The 16,288-nt window shown below is 57.3% G+C and carries 21 protein-coding genes; 9 read left to right on the top strand and 12 right to left on the bottom strand.

Going from position 1 to position 16,288, the window contains the following annotated elements; translation table 11 throughout:
- Window positions 1–39: 39 nt before the first annotated feature.
- Window positions 40–558 carry a GNAT family N-acetyltransferase gene (locus ACK3SD_RS10950; protein WP_481125500.1) on the top strand — a complete coding sequence of 173 codons (519 nt, stop codon included), beginning with the start codon at window positions 40–42 and terminating at the stop codon, window positions 556–558.
- A gap of 861 nt (window positions 559–1,419) precedes the next feature.
- On the opposite strand, the gene ACK3SD_RS10945 is transcribed toward ACK3SD_RS10950, so the two are convergent.
- Window positions 1,420–1,650 (bottom strand): type II toxin-antitoxin system TacA family antitoxin, encoded by a 231-nt coding sequence (locus ACK3SD_RS10945; protein WP_481125499.1) that lies wholly within the window; start codon window positions 1,648–1,650, stop codon window positions 1,420–1,422.
- A gap of 296 nt (window positions 1,651–1,946) precedes the next feature.
- Between ACK3SD_RS10945 and ACK3SD_RS10940 the strand changes: the two genes are divergently transcribed.
- Window positions 1,947–2,777, top strand: a complete 831-nt coding sequence (locus ACK3SD_RS10940; RefSeq protein WP_137763582.1) for an alpha/beta fold hydrolase — start codon at window positions 1,947–1,949, stop codon at window positions 2,775–2,777.
- A gap of 30 nt (window positions 2,778–2,807) precedes the next feature.
- On the opposite strand, the gene ACK3SD_RS10935 is transcribed toward ACK3SD_RS10940, so the two are convergent.
- Window positions 2,808–3,515 (bottom strand): SOS response-associated peptidase family protein, encoded by a 708-nt coding sequence (locus ACK3SD_RS10935; RefSeq protein WP_481125498.1) that lies wholly within the window; start codon window positions 3,513–3,515, stop codon window positions 2,808–2,810.
- 48 nt (window positions 3,516–3,563) lie between these two features.
- On the bottom strand, window positions 3,564–4,085 hold the full coding sequence (locus ACK3SD_RS10930) for a GNAT family N-acetyltransferase (protein ID WP_137763580.1): 522 nt from the start codon (window positions 4,083–4,085) through the stop codon (window positions 3,564–3,566).
- Window positions 4,086–4,155: 70 nt separating this feature from the next.
- Here ACK3SD_RS10930 and ACK3SD_RS10925 point away from each other — a divergent pair, with 70 nt between their 5' ends.
- Window positions 4,156–4,710, top strand: coding sequence for a helix-turn-helix domain-containing protein (locus ACK3SD_RS10925; RefSeq protein WP_137763579.1), 555 nt, complete (start codon window positions 4,156–4,158; stop codon window positions 4,708–4,710).
- Window positions 4,711–4,714: 4 nt separating this feature from the next.
- Here the strand turns inward: ACK3SD_RS10925 and ACK3SD_RS10920 are convergent, their stop codons facing one another.
- Both ACK3SD_RS10920 and ACK3SD_RS10915 read right to left on the bottom strand, forming a co-directional pair.
- Window positions 4,715–4,900 (bottom strand): GhoT/OrtT family toxin, encoded by a 186-nt coding sequence (locus ACK3SD_RS10920; protein WP_481125497.1) that lies wholly within the window; start codon window positions 4,898–4,900, stop codon window positions 4,715–4,717.
- 168 nt (window positions 4,901–5,068) lie between these two features.
- The gene (locus ACK3SD_RS10915; RefSeq protein WP_240775688.1) at window positions 5,069–5,320 is read right to left on the bottom strand and encodes a CsbD family protein; all 252 of its coding nucleotides are present in this window, start codon (window positions 5,318–5,320) and stop codon (window positions 5,069–5,071) included.
- 282 nt (window positions 5,321–5,602) lie between these two features.
- On the opposite strand from ACK3SD_RS10915, the gene ACK3SD_RS10910 reads away from it, so the two are divergent.
- Entirely contained in the window at window positions 5,603–5,836 is a 234-nt protein-coding gene (locus ACK3SD_RS10910) for a hypothetical protein (protein ID WP_481125496.1), read from the top strand.
- 46 nt (window positions 5,837–5,882) lie between these two features.
- Here the strand turns inward: ACK3SD_RS10910 and ACK3SD_RS10905 are convergent, their stop codons facing one another.
- From ACK3SD_RS10905 to adiC, 4 genes are all read right to left on the bottom strand, one after another.
- Complete coding sequence (locus tag ACK3SD_RS10905) at window positions 5,883–7,358, bottom strand: sugar porter family MFS transporter (protein WP_481125495.1); 1,476 nt, start codon at window positions 7,356–7,358, stop codon at window positions 5,883–5,885.
- A 384-nt stretch (window positions 7,359–7,742) separates the two neighbouring features.
- Window positions 7,743–7,922: a hypothetical protein gene (locus ACK3SD_RS10900; protein WP_137763576.1), complete on the bottom strand. Its 180-nt coding sequence runs from the start codon at window positions 7,920–7,922 to the stop codon at window positions 7,743–7,745.
- Between the two features lie 727 nt (window positions 7,923–8,649).
- Window positions 8,650–10,953, bottom strand: coding sequence for an Orn/Lys/Arg family decarboxylase (locus ACK3SD_RS10895; protein WP_481125494.1), 2,304 nt, complete (start codon window positions 10,951–10,953; stop codon window positions 8,650–8,652).
- Window positions 10,954–10,986: 33 nt separating this feature from the next.
- Window positions 10,987–12,330 carry an arginine/agmatine antiporter gene (adiC, locus tag ACK3SD_RS10890; RefSeq protein ID WP_481125493.1) on the bottom strand — a complete coding sequence of 448 codons (1,344 nt, stop codon included), beginning with the start codon at window positions 12,328–12,330 and terminating at the stop codon, window positions 10,987–10,989.
- 585 nt (window positions 12,331–12,915) lie between these two features.
- Here adiC and ACK3SD_RS10885 point away from each other — a divergent pair.
- The 3 genes from ACK3SD_RS10885 to ACK3SD_RS10875 all read left to right on the top strand — a co-directional run bounded on the left by ACK3SD_RS10885 (window position 12,916) and on the right by ACK3SD_RS10875 (window position 14,072).
- Window positions 12,916–13,434: a YlaC family protein gene (locus ACK3SD_RS10885; protein ID WP_137763572.1), complete on the top strand. Its 519-nt coding sequence runs from the start codon at window positions 12,916–12,918 to the stop codon at window positions 13,432–13,434.
- A 90-nt stretch (window positions 13,435–13,524) separates the two neighbouring features.
- Window positions 13,525–13,797 (top strand): hypothetical protein, encoded by a 273-nt coding sequence (locus tag ACK3SD_RS10880; protein ID WP_481125492.1) that lies wholly within the window; start codon window positions 13,525–13,527, stop codon window positions 13,795–13,797.
- Window positions 13,798–13,811: 14 nt separating this feature from the next.
- On the top strand, window positions 13,812–14,072 hold the full coding sequence (locus tag ACK3SD_RS10875) for a hypothetical protein (protein ID WP_481125491.1): 261 nt from the start codon (window positions 13,812–13,814) through the stop codon (window positions 14,070–14,072).
- 31 nt (window positions 14,073–14,103) lie between these two features.
- On the opposite strand, the gene ACK3SD_RS10870 is transcribed toward ACK3SD_RS10875, so the two are convergent.
- On the bottom strand, window positions 14,104–14,319 hold the full coding sequence (locus tag ACK3SD_RS10870) for a YccJ family protein (RefSeq protein WP_137763569.1): 216 nt from the start codon (window positions 14,317–14,319) through the stop codon (window positions 14,104–14,106).
- A 204-nt stretch (window positions 14,320–14,523) separates the two neighbouring features.
- On the opposite strand from ACK3SD_RS10870, the gene ACK3SD_RS10865 reads away from it, so the two are divergent.
- Together ACK3SD_RS10865 and ACK3SD_RS10860 are read left to right on the top strand one after the other, a co-directional pair.
- Window positions 14,524–14,655, top strand: coding sequence for a hypothetical protein (locus ACK3SD_RS10865; protein ID WP_481125490.1), 132 nt, complete (start codon window positions 14,524–14,526; stop codon window positions 14,653–14,655).
- A 320-nt stretch (window positions 14,656–14,975) separates the two neighbouring features.
- On the top strand, window positions 14,976–15,227 hold the full coding sequence (locus tag ACK3SD_RS10860) for a hypothetical protein (RefSeq protein WP_481125489.1): 252 nt from the start codon (window positions 14,976–14,978) through the stop codon (window positions 15,225–15,227).
- A gap of 226 nt (window positions 15,228–15,453) precedes the next feature.
- On the opposite strand, the gene ACK3SD_RS10855 is transcribed toward ACK3SD_RS10860, so the two are convergent.
- Both ACK3SD_RS10855 and ACK3SD_RS10850 read right to left on the bottom strand, forming a co-directional pair.
- Window positions 15,454–15,693, bottom strand: a complete 240-nt coding sequence (locus ACK3SD_RS10855; RefSeq protein ID WP_481125488.1) for a hypothetical protein — start codon at window positions 15,691–15,693, stop codon at window positions 15,454–15,456.
- 138 nt (window positions 15,694–15,831) lie between these two features.
- Window positions 15,832–16,278 (bottom strand): universal stress protein, encoded by a 447-nt coding sequence (locus tag ACK3SD_RS10850; RefSeq protein ID WP_481125487.1) that lies wholly within the window; start codon window positions 16,276–16,278, stop codon window positions 15,832–15,834.
- Window positions 16,279–16,288 lie beyond the last annotated feature (10 nt).

The following is a 16,288-nucleotide window of genomic DNA, read 5'->3' as shown; positions in this document are numbered from 1 at the left end:
TTTGTAACCTCGATGCTTCTTTCTACCAGGAGCGGCACCATGCATTACCATCTTCCCTCGGAAGTCATTACCCTGCATCGTTTTACCCCAGCCGATCGCCAGGGAGTAATTGACGTTATCCTCCCGATTCAAAATCAGGAATTTGGGATTGCCATCACAGCAGAGCAACAACCAGATTTAAGCGAGATCCCCGCCTTTTATCAGCAGGGATATGGTGATTTCTGGCTGGCCAAGCGCGGAGAAGAGGTGGTAGGCACATTGGGGCTGAAAGACATTGGTAACAGGCAGGCCGCGCTGCGAAAAATGTTCGTTAAACAGACGGTGCGAGGGCGAGAACATGACGTTGCAGCCCGGCTTCTCGATATTTTGTTACAACATACTTATGATGTAGGTGTGAAGGAGATCTACCTGGGCACCACGGCAAAATTTTTGGCGGCGCATCGTTTCTATGAGAAACACGGTTTTCAGGAGATTGAAGTGGCTGCGCTGCCAGCGGCATTTCCCCTGATGGCAGTGGATACCAAGTTTTATCTGCGAAAAGTAAAAGGGCCGGTGTGAAAGACGTCAGCTGGCCTCCTCCTATTGGCACGCGTCAGCGTGTGAAAGAGATGAAACGTTGCAGGGAAGGGCAGAGGTCAAAGGAGAAAGCGGCGTCACATAAGGCTCGCTCCTGCTGGCAAACGTAACGCTGACGAGTATTCGGGAGTAAATGAAGCGCCGCGTCAAAAGCGGCGTCACACAAGGCCCTCTCCTGCTGGCAAACGTAATGCTGACGAGTATCCGGGAGTAAATGAAGCGCCGCGTCAAAAGCGGCGTCACATAAGGCTCGCTCCTGCTGGCAAACGTAACGCTGACGAGTATCCGGGAGTAAATGAAGCGTTGCGTCAAAAGCGGCGTCACATAAGGCCCACTCCTGCTGGCAAACGTGATGCTGACGAGTATTCGGGAGTAAATGAAGCGTTACGTCAAAAGTGGCGTCGCATAAGGCTCGCTCCTGCTGGCAAACGTAATGCTGACGAGTATTCGGGAGTAAATAAAGCGTTGCGTCAAAAGCGGTGTCGCATAAGGCTCGCTCCTGCTGGCAAACGTAACGCTGACGAGTATCCGGGAGTAAATAAAGCGTTGCGTCAAAAGCGGCGTCACACAAGGCCCACTCCTGCTGGCAAACGTAACGTTGACGAGTATTCGGGAGTAAATGAAGCGTTGCGTCAAAAGCGGCGTCGCATAAGGCTCGCTCCTGCTGGCAAACGTAACGCTGACGAGTATTCGGGAGTAAATGAAGCGCCGCGTTAAAAGCGGCGTCACATAAAGCTCAATCCTGATAACGAGCGCAGAGCGCAGCGCTGACGATCAATAAAACTTTAAGACACAACGCTGCGTTGGCTGGCTCCTGCTGGCAGGAATAGGTACAAGCCGCGTTCACTCCGTCTCCTGCCAGTTACCCCACTGGGCATTCTCAATCAATGGTCGTAGCGCCTGATCAAATACCCGCAGCTGGGCGGGCGACAGATTGGCCAGCGTCTTCTCCGCCATAATCTGCCGGGCCACACCACGGGCGCTGGCAAGGTTGGTGCCGCTTTGGCCCGCCGCCTCCTCAATCAGCTCCGGCAGGTTATGGTAAATATGGGACAGGGCTTTCACATTTAACATGGCGGCGCTCCAGAGGGGGACATCCTTTAACTATAGTGCGCGCTGTAAGTGGCTGCATATCGGCTGCTGGGCTTTGTCTGATTTTGCTGAGCAATAGGTGTGTTTCGCTTGAATGTCATGTTTATCGACTAGTCTTACAGCACGGAAAGCCCTTTTCCCCTTTGGGTCACATGGCAAGGCCGGGCTTTCACTTCTGAATACGATCACTGATGCAGCCTCCAGAACCGTCAGCCGCCTGGCTTCTGCCAGTATGCGGTCGCTGTCGGTTATTACACTTTTTATATGGAGTTCCCGTTATGCAGACGATTGACAAAATTACGGTTAAAGATGGCACGCAAATCTACTTTAAGGATTGGGGTGAAGGGCAACCCATCGTGTTCAGCCACGGTTGGCCGTTGACCGCCGATGCCTGGGAGGATCAGATGCTGTTCCTCGCCTCGCAGGGCTACCGGGTCATCGCCCATGACCGTCGTGGCCACGGGCGCTCGTCGCAGCCTTGGGATGGCCATAATATGGATCAGTATGCCGATGATCTGGCCGAACTGACCGCTATGCTGGATCTGCAGGATGCCATTCATGTCGGCCACTCCACCGGTGGCGGCGAAGTGGCGCGCTATATTGGCCGTCACGGCACCAGCCGGGTGGCGAAGGCGGTGCTGATCTCCGCCGTCACGCCCATTATGCTGAAGACCGATTTCAACCCCAATGGCGTGCCAAAAGAGGTATTCGATGGCATCCGTGAGAATGTGCAACAAGACCGTTCGCAATTTTTCCATGACTTGCCGGCAGCCTTCTATGGCTACAACCGCCCGGATGTGCGCGCCTCGCAAGGTGTGGTAAATGCCTTCTGGTTACAGGGCATGGCCGGATCCATCAAGGCGCTCTATGACTGTGTGGAAGCCTTCTCGGAGACCGATTTGCGTGAAGATTTGCGGAAGATGACCATCCCAACGCTGGTGATCCACGGCGATGACGACCAGATTGTGCCATTCGAAAGTTGTGGCAAGCAGGCAGCAGAGATGCTGCCCAATGCACAGCTGAAAGTCTATCCGGGCGGCTCGCATGGCATCTGCACCACCCACAAAGACCAAATCAATCAGGATCTGCTCGAGTTTATCCGCGCCTGAGTCTTTAAGCCGGCGCACTGCGCCGGCCTGCTACACCAGTGGGTCGCTGATCGGCTCCAGTAGCGCCGGTTCATCATGGTGAACATTGCCCACCGCTTTGTCTACCGGGTGCCAGTCAAACTCCTCCGCCGCAACCGCCCCTTCTGCCACCAATTTTTCTGCCTCTTCCGCACTGTAGTCGGGATCAAGCCAATCGCGGGCGGCCGCCGGGGTCAACACCAGCGGGCGGCGATCGTGAATATCAAGCAACCCGGCATCGGATGCCGCCGTCACAATCACAAAGCCATCATCGTCTGGTGACTCTGGTGCGTCAGGATGGAAACGGCTGATGGCAGCGAAAAACAGCGGCGTTTTGCTCCGGTGATAGATGAAGTAGGGCTGCTTCTTCTTGGCGTCTTCGGCATCTTTTTTCCACTCAAACCAGCCATCGGCCATCACCAGCGCGCGCCCATGCTGCCACAGCGGCTTAAACATCCGGCTTGTGGCGGCGGTTTCAACCCGGGCATTGATCACCGGGGGGCGATGCGCCTCCTTGGCCCAGTGCGGCTGATAACCCCAACGCAGTGGATCGAGGTGCAGCTCGCCGTCACGCTGGTTGAGCAGCAGCACGCGAGTACCGGGTGCCACGTTATAGCGGCCAATCGGCACCGGGTCGAGCGCGCCGTTGAAGGGGAGATCCGAGCCAAGGGCATCGAGATAATCGGCCCGGGTCTGGTGTTGTGAAAAGCGTCCGCACATAGTTCCTCCTGGGTTTCCCCTAAGTATAGAGGGGAGGACGCCGGGCGCTTAGTCTGCTTGCGGCTGGTGGGGCGTGGGCAGCAAGAGTTGGTAGAAGGCCAGATCGAGCCAGCGGTCAAACTTGTAGCCCGCCTGCTTGACGGTGCCACAGTGCTGGAAGCCCAGTGACTCATGCAGCGCGATGCTACCGAGGTTGCCGCTGTCAATGCCGCCGACCAGCGTGTGCACCTGATTGGCTTGCGCCTCTTCAATCAGCCGTGCCAGCAGCTGGCGGCCTAGGCCGCGGCCACGGTGATCCTTATGCACATAGAGCGAGTGCTCCATCGAATACTTGAAGGCTGGCCAGGCGCGGAAGGTGCCGTAGCTGGCAAAGCCGAGCAGCGTGCCATCCTCATCCTCCAGTCCAATCACCGGGAAGCCATTGTCCCGTTTCACGGCAAACCAGCCGGCCATCGCCGAGAGCGGGCGCGGATGGTAATCATATAGGGCCGTTGAGGTCGCAATTGCGTCGTTGAAAATCGCCAGAATCGCCTCTGCATGTCGTTCTTCACTACAGGCCACCCACTTCATATTGCTCGCTCCCGCTGTCATGTCTACTATAGTGGAAATTATTCCACTAAGCTAAACAACAGGGACAGCCATGTCAATTGACGAGATCATCGCCGACCAATTACAGGGACGGCGGCGCGCCAAAGGCTGGAGCCTTGAGGAGCTGGCGCAGCAGGCGGGGGTCAGTAAGGCGACCATCTCCAAGATCGAACGGCGCGAGAGCAGCCCAAGTGCAGCCATCCTCGGCCGATTGGCGGCGGCACTCGGTGTGTCATTGGCGGAGCTGGTGACGGCCACGGAGCCACAGGCCGCCCCCCTGCGCCGGTTGGCCGATCAGGCCGTGTGGCGTGACCCCAATCTGGGCTACCTGCGGCGGCAGGTAAGTGAAAAAGATCCACTGCATGGGCTGGAACTGGTGGAGATCACCTTGCCAGCTGGCGCGCGCGTCAACTACCCGCCCTGGCATGATGCCCCCTATCACCAGCGGCTCTGGCTGTGCGAAGGTCGCCTGCACTTGCACTACGGCGCGCAGCGCTACCAGCTGGAAGCGGGGGACTGCCTGACATTCGGTGTGGATGCGCCGCTCAGTTTTATTAACCCGGCGCAACAGCCCTGCCGTTATCTGCTGGTGATGACGGCAGGTTAGCGGATCAGAAGAGGGAGAACAGCAGCACGACCGGGAAACTCAACGGCCAGGTCAGGCCAATGATGCCGGAGGTAAACAGGCGGATCCTGAAAGAGGAGTCGCGGCTAATAAACAGGGTGAAAAGGGCGGAGAGGGCAAAGCCGACGTAGAAAATGGTTTTTAACGCTTCCCAGGCGGTATGAGCAGACACATCTGTTACCTGTAATTTACACAATGTCATTATTGTATTAAATGTGCTCTTTTCGTTCAATTGTTTGATCGGCTTAATAGACAACGGCAAAAAAATTTCATCGACAGGGGCGGGAAACGGGCATAAAAAAAGCCCGGCCAGGCCGGGCTTCTCAGCAAGAGGGCAGGATCAGTGACGACCACCCAGCAGCTTGGCCAGAACGAAGCCAACACCTGCTGCCACTAACAGCGCCGGAACCGGGTTGTCAGAGGTCTTACTTTTGATGGTGTCTACCGCATCGTTGACGGCATAAGAGGCCTGAGAGAGGTTCTTACGCACTGCCCCTTCAAATTGGGTTTTGCTGTCATCAGTCGCACGACCAAATTGTTCCTGACCTGCGCCTACGGCTTCTTCTGCTTTATCTTTGGCTTTCTCAAACATACGCAAACTCCATTTGTTGGTGAACGTACTTAAAGCGTAGACCAGAAATTGGGGTTTGGCGGCGTTATTAACATGCAGTAACAATGGTTTTCACTCTCTGGCGCTAAAAACCGCGGTTTTTTAGCTGAAAAAGGCGCGCCGTTACAGGGTTTATGGCCGGTTATCCCGGTATGCCGCCGGGTTAGCAACTTGTTACATTGTGCTGCCGGAATCCTTACAGCCAAACCCTGTAGTATCGTTTCCAGCGAATGAATCGCCAGAACAGCCTACATAGAGGTCATAATGAAAATGATTAAATCAGTGATGCTGGGATCACTGTTGGTATTGAGCAGCGCCGCGATGGCCGCGCCGGCACACCAGGATCAGCCGGTGAAAAAGGTGGCGCATGTCGCCCCGCATCAGGCTGCCAAACATGCCGCGCCGAAGCCAGTGTTGCACAAGGCCGCGCACCACCCGGTCAAAAAACCGGTGAAGAAAGCCAAGCCGGTGGCCCACCACCCACAGGCGCCGCGTTAATCCGCATCCAGAAAAAAGCCCACCGATTGGTGGGCTTTTTTTATCGTCAGGCTTTGCGCTTCTGGCCGGTGGAGAGGGGCCGCGTAACAGGTTGCGGCTGGTAACGATCGCGGAAGAAGTGCTCTATCTGCTCCAGACTGCGCCCCCGGGTTTCTGGAATGCAGCGGATCACAAAGAGGGAACCGGCAATGCCAATCACCGCAAAGGTGAAGTAGGCCCCGGCCAGCCCGACGCTGGCCAGCAGCATTGGGAAGGAGAGGGAGATCAGGAAGTTGGCGATCCACATGGCGAACACCGCGGCCCCCATACAGATGCCGCGCAGGCGGGTCGGGAAGATCTCTGACAGCAGCAGCCAGGTCACTGGCGAGAGCGCCCCCTGCTGGAAGCTAAGGAACATCAGCATCCCGGCCAGTACCAGATAGCTGCGCAGCAGGTTAGGCGCGCCCGCCACCGTCTCTGGCATCAGCACACAGACCGCCCCGAGGAAGAACAGGCAGCTGGTGCAGCCAATCTGCCCAATCAGCACAATCGGCCGGCGGCCAATCTTGCCCAGCAGCCAGATGCCAACAAAGGTCATCAGCACCGAGATCACCCCATTGGCGATGGTGGCGAACAGTGCGGCATCGGCGCTCAGGCCGGTAGCCGTCAACACCGTCGGCGCATAATACATAATGGTGTTCACGCCGGTCAGCTGCTGGATCACCGCGATGCCGATGCCCAGCAGGAACAGCCGCATCAGCCACGGGGTCGCCAGGTCACGTACCCGCCCCTTGCCGAGATGACGGTTCTCTTCAATCGTCTCCTCAATCTCGGTCATCTCCCACTCGACATCCTCCTTGGCGCGGGTACGCTCCAGCACCCGGCGCGCCTCGGCGAAACGCCCCTTCATCGCGTACCAGCGTGGGGAGTCGGGCATGAACATCATGCCGAACCACAGCAGCACCGCGGGCACCGTCGCCAGCGCCAGCATCCAACGCCAGGTGGTGGCACCCCCCCAGATCTCATTAAAGGTGGCGTTGGAGATGTAGGCGAGCATCTGGCCGGAGACGATCATCAGCTCCTGCAACGTGACGAGCTGGCCGCGCCGGTTGGCCGGGGCGATCTCAGCGATATAGACCGGCACGGTCGCCGCCGCGCCGCCCACCGCTACGCCGAGCACCAGGCGGAAGACAACCATCCAGGTGACATCTGGCGCCATGGCGGTGCCTACCGCGCCAATGGCAAAAATGACCGCCAAAAACAGGATGATTCTTTTCCGCCCGGCGGCATCGGCCATGTGGCCAGCCAACAGCGCGCCAAAGGCGGCACCGAACAGCAGGGAGCTGGTAACCAGCCCGGTGGTAAAGGGGGTGAGGTGCAGTTCTTCGCCCATAAACAGCAGGGCACCTGAGATGACGCCGGTATCATAGCCAAACAGCAGGCCGCCCAGCGTGGAGATAATGACAATCACTTTGACGAACGGCTCGGTCTTGGTGCGGCTGTTGGGGCCGGATGCAGGGTTGGTTGTTATGTAGTTTTCCATGGTGACTCCAGTAGTGGTACAGACTCTGAAGGTAGGGGCTGACAGAGATCATCGTGGTACAAAAAAATAACATCCTATTTATAGACTTTTAATTTTATTTACATGAAGAGTGAAAAATTGATTTTGTGGGTGGGGTCATAAAAAGAGGCATAAAATGCGATTTTGAGGGCTTTTCATCAAAGTAATGGTTTTCCTGCGGCGCAATTGCCGATTGCAGACAAATCAATTTGGAACGTATGTTCTGATTTCCAAGGCTGTGCGGATGAAAAATCCCGCGCTGCCCGTCAGGCTGAGGGCGGTTCAAGTGGTTAAGCGCGTTGGACGCGACAGCAGGGGTTTCATCAGGGGGGGAATTAACAGGTAACGGCGGCTAATCATTTCCGCTCAGGAGCGACGGTTCTCCTGGGTCACTTCGATCAAATCACTCACTGCATGCATCGAGATACCGCTATTGCCCCAGTCAACCATCGCCCAGGGTTTGTCCTGCCGTGAGAGCAGTGAAATGACGCGGCCAATGATATTGCCCGTTTTATGTTTGACCAGAGAGTGGACGCCAATGCTCATTGTCTCTCCTTTTTTCAAAGGCTGTTGCCATGCCAGCACGTTGTGAAGGGCTGATAATCTAACATTAGCCCAAATCAACATTGCCCGGCACTAAAATTATCTCATCACCTCCCTCTCAGGCAGGGCAGGGTAAAAAGCGCTTTACAATAGAGAATGATAATGGTTATCATTCAAGTGTCTTCCGGACGGCGGCTCTGCCGGCACGGAAGACCGACATTGCTCACATTGCTTCCAGTATGTTGCGCCAGCCTAACCCGCTGGCGCTTTTTTTATGCGCGCCGCAGCATAAAGCGCCCTCAATGTACCAAAGGGAAACGGCGCAGCAGGCGGGTGCGTAACGGGCGCCGCCGCTTTTTGATCAAGGGGTGGAGGGTGTAGTGCTGGAACAGGGTGCGTGGCTTACGTCGCTTCTGGTCGTCCTGATATTTTGTGAAAGAGAACCCCGACACCGCCGCCAATACCAATACAGAAGCCATTTCTTGAAACATAGTGCTTTTTCAGTAAGTTTAGGAGTATTCCTAATGCTGACAAATTCCCTCATTGCCAAACAGTATCCGCCAGGTAATGATTGCGACAGGAAATGTAAGTAGTTCTTTTTGTTTGGCTATTTCCGTGAGGATATTCTGAAAGGGGGGCGTCATGCTCGCCTTATACCGGGGCTTAGGCTATAAAAGCCGGTTGCCATGACAGGGGTGGCAACCGGCCCAGTGTGCCGTGAATCTCCGGGTTATGCCAGCGCCCAGATATGGTATTTGCCGTCGATCATCTCCGCGCCCTCCAGCTCCTTTTCGAAGCCGGGGAACTTTTCCCCCCATTCGGCGATGCTGCGGATATAGCTCAGCCACGGCTGGGTCGGGTCGCCAAAGTTTTCACCGGGCATCACAATCGGGATGCCCGGTGGGTAGGGAATGACCCCCACGGCGGAGACGCGGCCAGCCAGCTTATCCAGCGGCAGGTGCTCGCACTCCCCGGCCATATGCGCCTGAAAGGCGCGGCGCGGCAACACCACCGGCTGCGGCAACTGGCCAAACGCCTCGGCTTGCAGGCGATCCATCTGGCTGTTCTTCATATAGTCGAACATCTCGTCACAGAGATCCTGTAGCCCCATCCCGGCATAGCGCGCCGGGTGGCCGCCAGCCAGATTGGGCAGGCAGGCAGTGACCGGGGTGTTCTCATCATAGTGACGTTTGAACTCCAGCAGCGCGTTGATCAGCGTACCCCACTTCCCTTTGGTGATGCCGACCGAGAAGAGGCAGAGCACCATGAAGTCCGTGGTGCGTGACGGCACAATGCCGTGCTGCGTCAGGAAGGCGGTCACCATCGCCGCCGGGATGCCGTTCTCCATCAGGCTGCCGTCATCGTTCATGCCCGGCGTCAGGATACCGGCCTTGATCGGGTCGAGCATGCACCACTCCTCCTCCAACTGCTCAAAACCGTGCCAGCTCTCGCCCGGCTTCAGTACCCAGCAGGAGGGATCGGTGGTGAGCCGCGCCTTGTCCGCGAGGCGGAAGGGGATCTTCTTGCCGGTTTTCGGATCGGTGATCTCCGGCGGGTTCCACGGGGCGAAGAACCATTCACCGCGATCGCGGAAGGTGGCGTTGACCTTGGCCAGCGCCAGCCGGAAATCCACCGCCTCGTTGATCACCTCCTGCGTCAGCGTCTGCCCCTGTCCGCCCTGCATCATCGCCGCGCCAATCTCGTTGGCGGCAATGATGGCGTACAGCGGCGAGGTGCTGGCCTGCAACATGTAGGACTCATTGAAGCGCGAGTGCACCACCGGCTTGCGCCCGTTGCGGATGTGGATGTAAGAGGCCTGCGACAGCGCCGCCAGCAGCTTGTGGGTGGAGTGGGTGGCGAACACCGTCGGGCCGTCGGGATCATGCTCCTCCGGGTTGCCGCGCATGGCGAAGCGCCCAGCATAGAGGGGATTGAAACGGGCGTAGGCGTACCACGCCTCGTCAAAGTGGATCTGGTCGACGCGCTCTGCCAGCAGATCCTGCGCCTGACCGGCGTGGTAGCACATGCCGTCATAGGTGCAGTTGGTGATCACCGCGTAGACCGGCGTGCGATCGCTGGCCTGATCGATCAGCGGGTGGGCGGCAATGCGCGCATCGATCGCCTCTGGCCGGAACTGCTGCTTGGGGATCGGGCCAATGATGCCGAAGCGGTTGCGGGTCGGCACGAAAAACACCGGCAGTGCGCCGGTCATCACCAGCCCCTGCTCAATTGACTTATGGCAGTTGCGGTCGCAGAGCGCCACCTGGCCTTCGCCCACCACCGCCGCCATGATGGCGCGGTTGGAGCCGGAGGTGCCATTCAGCACCGCATAGCTGCGGTGCGAGCCAAACACCTTGGCGGCGTAGTCCTCCGATTCGCGGATCGGGCCGCTATGATCGAGCAGCGAACCCATCGCCGCCCGCTCAATGCCGGTGTCGGTACGGAACAGGTTTTCGCCATAGAAGTCGAGGAACTCGCGGCCCACGGCACTTTTGGTGAAGGCCACGCCGCCCTGATGGCCCGGCGCGGCCCATGAGTACTCCGGCGACTCCAGCGTGTAGCGAAACAGCGCCTTGGTAAAGGGCGGCAACAGCTGGTCATAGTATTGGGTGATCAGCGCCTTGGCGCGGGCGGCAATAAACTCCGCCGTATCCTCGTGCATCCAGACGAACTCATTCACCATCCGCATGATGTCCAGCGTCAGGCTATCGATGCAGGAGTGCTCGGCCATCAGCAGCACCGGCACCTCCTTATTGCGGCGGCGGATCTCGCGCAGCAGCTCGCTGGCCTGGCCGTGGGAGGCGCTGTCATTGCCACCGGCAGTCCAGTTGACGAACAGGCAGCAGAGCGAGGCGTCAGACATCACCGTCGCCCGGCCATCCTCAAAGCTGGCCGCTGGGATCACCTCGAAATAGAGCGCGCGCAGTGCGTCAATCAGCTCCTGCACGGCCCGGCCGTTGGTGGTATTCAGCTCCAGCAGGCTGCTGTCCACCACCAGAACCTTGCGCTTTTTAGGGGTGCCTAAGTCAATCATGCTCTCTCCCAGATATCAGTTGGCCGCCAACGCTTAATCATCGTCACGCACATAGGGGCGATGGAGCGGGAAGGGGTTTTTATGGCGGCGGTTATAGTTGACGGTATACAAAGTGGTGATCACCATCAGCGCCACGAATGACCACATCACCTCCTGCGGGCCAGACCCCACCACCGCCCAAATGCAGTAGAGGAAGGCCACCAGCGTGATCAGGAAGTAGGCAACGTGCAGCCGCCCCAAATGGCCATGCCCGACCAGCAGCAGTGCCGAGCAGGTATAGAGGTAGGGCACCAGCGTAAAGATCACCGAGACCGAGGAGACCAGCGCGAATTGCTGGGTGGCGTTGGGCGAGATGCTGCTGATCTGGAACAGCGTCATCAAGATGCCGATGATCAGCAGCCCGGCGACCGGCACATTATCCTTGTTGACCTTGGCGAAGATCGGCGGGAACAAGCCATCGTCGGCGGCGGCCTTGGCGGTCTGGCCGGCCAGCAGTGTCCAGCCGCCCAGTGAGCCTAAGCAACCGAGCGCGGCACACAGCGCCACGGTGCCGCCAGCGAGGTCACCGAGCGCCAGCCGCGCGGCGTCGCCAAAGGGCGAGGCGGAGAGTTGCAACTCTGCATTGGGGATCATCCCCATGATGGCGGTGGTGGAGAGCACATAGCAGACGGCGGCGATCAGCACGCCGCCGAGGGTGGCAATCGGCACGTTGCGTTTCGGGTTCTTCACCACCCCCGCCGCCACCGAGGCGCTCTCCACGCCAATAAATGACCAGAGCGTGACGCTCAGGGTACTCTGGATGGCGCCGAACGGGTTCTGGCCGCTGACGTTCCACGCCGCCATATAGGTCTCCCCGCTGAACCAGAACCAGCCCAGCAGCGCGACGGCGACAATTGGCACCAGCGCCAGCGTGGTAGCCACCGCCTGCACACGGGTGATCATCTTCGGGCCGATGATATTGAGGAACACAAACAGCCAGAGGATCGCCACACAGGCGATGGTCAATGGGATCGGCTGCTTCAGCAGCGGAATAAAGTAGCTCAGGTAACCAACGCCAATCACCACCATTGCGATGTTGCCGATCCAGCAGGCCAGCCAGTAGAGCACATTGGTCTGGTAGCCGAGGTAGGGGCCAAAGGCGCGGCGCGCGTAGGCGTAGGAGCCGCCGGGGCTGTCATCCAGCGAGGACATTTTGGCATACACCATTGACAGCGACAGCGCGCCAATGATGGTCACCAGCCAGCCCCAGATGGCGATGCCCCCGGTGGCGGCCAGACTGGCCGGCAGCAGGAAGACCCCGGAACCCATAATATTGCCGGAGACCATCAACATCACCGGAATCAGGCCCACTTTTTGACTTTCTGAATTTTCTGCCATAACTCACCCTTATTTATTTCATTGCGATCGGGGCGGAAAACGTTTTTACGCCGGCAGTCGTCGGTGCGTAATGTTAAATAAGGTAGCCCCTCTGGCAGGAATAAAAAGCAATAAGCGGCTAATGTTTTTTCAATGATGGAAATCATGAAATTAAAATATATATTTAATTTAACAGAGAAATTCATCATGATAAGGCGGCTATGCCCATTTTATTAGGGTCGTTTAAGGGCAAGGGGAATAAGCGTGGTCAGTCTGCATGAAATATCCGCACAAATAATTTATCCGCAGCAATAATAACACCCTATCCCACAGGGAAATAATGGGTGGGGTAGAGGGTTAACTAAGTGGTTGGGTATTTAACGGCATAAAAATATCCATCAACGGCGGTAATAATTGCCCGCAACAGCACGTATGCTATAACAGTTTGGCCTGGAATCGGTGACAACTGCTATGCAGTCTATAACAGTGGCTGTGCTACTATCATCGCCACTATATCCGGCCAGGGGGCCACCCCGGCTTGCCGGCGGAGCCAGCCTGCGGCTGGCACTTCCCAGTCCACGACAGTATCCAGATGAGGGTGACACCATGGACGCCATCAAGACCATCCTGGTCCGCGAGATCGCACACATCAACCGCGCCGAGCGCCGTGACGGCAAGGCACGCTTCAACACCGAGTTCTTCACCAAGCACCCCTGGCTTTGCCTGGCGATGCTGATCGGCTACCTGGCGGTGGGCGTGGTGATGTACTGTTCGCCCTATATGGGGCTGGGCTGGTTTGCGGGCTTTACCGCTTTCCTGCTGGTGGTCTCCGCCGGCCTGCTGATGGACATCAAGCCCATCTACCGCTATGAGGACATTGGCGTGCTGGATCTGCGTGTCTGCGTCAATGGCGAGTGGTACTTCAGCCGCGAGCTGCCTACGGCGGCGGTGGAGGAGATTCTGGCGCACCCGCAGGTGGCGGGAGAGATCAAAAACCGGATGCGCGAAATCATCCGCAACAAAGGCATGATCGACTTCTACGACGTCTATGACCTGGCCCGCAAGCAGCGTCGCCAGCAGCAGGCGGCGCGCACCGAGTTGCACCAGCACCAGCCGGCTCATTAAGCGCACGTAAACGGCATATCCCCGGCCGCTCCCGATGGGGTACACTATGCGTATTCACGCAATCAATGTGTACTACCATCGGGAGCCGGCGTGCAAAAGATCAAACTCACCATTCACCACCTCTACCAGCAGGGCGAGTGCGGCCGCCGCGATGCCCACGCCACGGCGCGCATCTATGCCGGCGATCGGCTCATCCATACCGAAACCATGTTTGGCCAGGCGGAGCACTATCCGCGTTATTTAAGCGCCGCGGAGGATGACGGCCAGCCGCTGCGTGTGGAGTGGGAGAGCGACGGCAGCGCGGCGATGTCGGTGGCGCGGACGGAAGTGTGCCCTTGCTGCGGCGGGGATGAGTGGCACTAACAGGGAGACAGGCGATGAAAATGCTGCACAATGAGCGCGATTACCGTAACTGGATCATGGCGGAGCTGTTTTTGGTCAGCGAGACCGGCGAGGCGGCGCAGTTTGTCGATCAGGAGATTGAGGATTTTATCTTTGACGCGCGGCCCAGTGCCTATCCCTGCATTGCGGTGATGGTGCAGGCCAAGGGGCAACCGGCGGTGTGCGAGCCAAAGTTTGTCTATAAAGAGCAGGTGTTCGAGTGGGCGCACCAGATGGGGTTTGGCTTCGACAGCTAACCGGGCCGCCGCAGCGCGGCGGCCGTGGGCATCAGACGTTTTTGCGGTCGACCTTCTCTTCGCCCCAGAACAGGTGATCGGCGTCGGTCTTCTCAAAGGCGCGAATCAGCACCTCATCATTTCCCTCTTCCCAGATCTTTTGCGCCAGGGTCTCATCATTCTCGGCAAACTCAAAAATCGCTTCCGCAATCTCAATCGAGGTTTCACGGATCTCTGCCCAGGACTTCACATCATGTTTATCGGCCATTCAATCTCTCCCTTGCTGGGGGACGCCGGCGGCGCCCCAGTGATAGTGTTGACCCTTTAACTATGGTACTGACCCGGCAGGGATGCAAATCCGCTGGCGGTAAGTGCCGGGTTTCTCACCAGTTGGCTTTCTGTGCGCCCCCCAGGACAGGCTGGCGGTCGTCGGTTATAATCCGCTGCCGCACCACGACACAGGAGAACTGCGATGAGCGATGATATTTTTGATTTTGACATTGATGCTGAACTGGCCAAGGCCGCTGAAAAGACGGAAAAGCGCGTCAATGAGGTGCCCGAGGTGGCCGGTGGGGAAGACGATTGCGAAGGCTGCAAAATCTGACGCCCCCTACATAAAGAAAACCGCTACGGCGGTTTTTTTTATGGGACTTTTCTGGGAAATAATAAAAAATTCTGATTTTAAATTATCAATTCATTCGTTATAGAAATAACTCTGATTTTATTATCAGCACTTAACTCGTTTTTTAATTAAATGTAGTAAATAAAGCGGTATTTATTGCTTCCATGTTTCTGTTTTGTTATTTTCAATCCCAGTAGTGCAACGGAACGCCAGATTTACGCCGGAATGCGTCATGAGCCGGGGGATTTGCCTTTGATGAGCCGGGTTTCCCGCCCTAGCCTGACTAGCCTTAAGGTCGCACCATGCAACTGTTAAATAACCACTTTGAGTACCGTCACTGGATGCTGCACAACTACTTTATGATTGAGGGCACAGATGGCACCTCATTACTGTCAGAAGAGGAGTTGGATGAATATTTGTTTGAGCTGCGGCCACGCGATTATCCTTGCCTGGTCACCATTACCTCGCAAACTCATCAGCCATTGAATAATGAAGTGACCTATATTTATCGTGAGCAAATTGCCGACTGGGCTGAAAAAATGGGTGTCAGTTAAGGACGTCCTTCCTATTGATATCTGTACAACGCAAAGAATGTGTACAAAATTGCGTTTCAAGGGAGCAGGGTAATTCTGTACCGCCACCACCAGGGTGTACAAAAATAGGGATGACCCTGCACTTCACAGGCTGCCATGTCTTCTCGGCAGCCTTTTTTATGTCTGGCGCGCCGGGCATAAAAAAACCAGCCCTCCGGCTGGTTTCGGCTCCCGGCAAAGGCCGGCCTTAGCGGGTCTGGGTGGTGGTCGAGGTGGAGGTGGCAGTCGAGGTGCCAGTGCTGCCGCTCGGGTCCATAGCGGAAGCCGCTGCGGCCACGCCACCCGAGATCAGGGTCGCGCCGCTGGTGGCGGCTGCCCCTGCGCCATTGCCCACGGCCACGTCCGCACCAGCGGTGGTGGCGGCAAAGGCGGCGGACGCCCCGGCCAGGTAGAGCGCAACAGCGGTAATGGTCAATACTTTGGACATAAGTAACTCCTTGCGTTAAAGGGATCTGACTTGCCATAAAGCACTTACCAGTTTAACTGTTGGATAACCTTAAACAAATAAGAAAACTATGAAAATGAAACATTAATTTTACTCCTGTCAATAAGAGTAAAACTGATTTCACTCCCTGACTTCCACCAGCACCGGGCAGGGGGCCGTGGCGACCACATCGGCGCTGACCGAGCCTTTCAACAGCCGGCCAAATACCGTGCGGCGGTGATGGCCCATCACAATCACGGACGCCTGTTGCCGCTCTGCCTCCGTCACCAGCGCTTGCGCTGGCTCCCCGACAATCACCTGGCCGCTGACCCGTTCGCCCAACGGGGCAAGTTGGGTCAGCGCCGCGCGTACCACCTGGCAGGCAGTATCCTGCTCCTCACAGGCGGGCTGATAGAGGCTCACCTCGCCGGGGCCGCCCAGTGTGTCGGCATCCACGGCATAAGACTCATCCACGCAGCAGGTGACGGAAATACGCGCACCGGTTTTGGACGCCAGTTCGGCGGCCAGGGCCACCACGCGCGGCGTCTGGCTGGAGCCATCTACCGCCAGCAGGATATGGGTAAACATCGTCGCTCCT

The sequence above is a fragment of the Chimaeribacter sp. YP20170169 genome, assembly GCF_056739715.1.
This window is presented reverse-complemented; position numbering and strand designations above follow the sequence as displayed.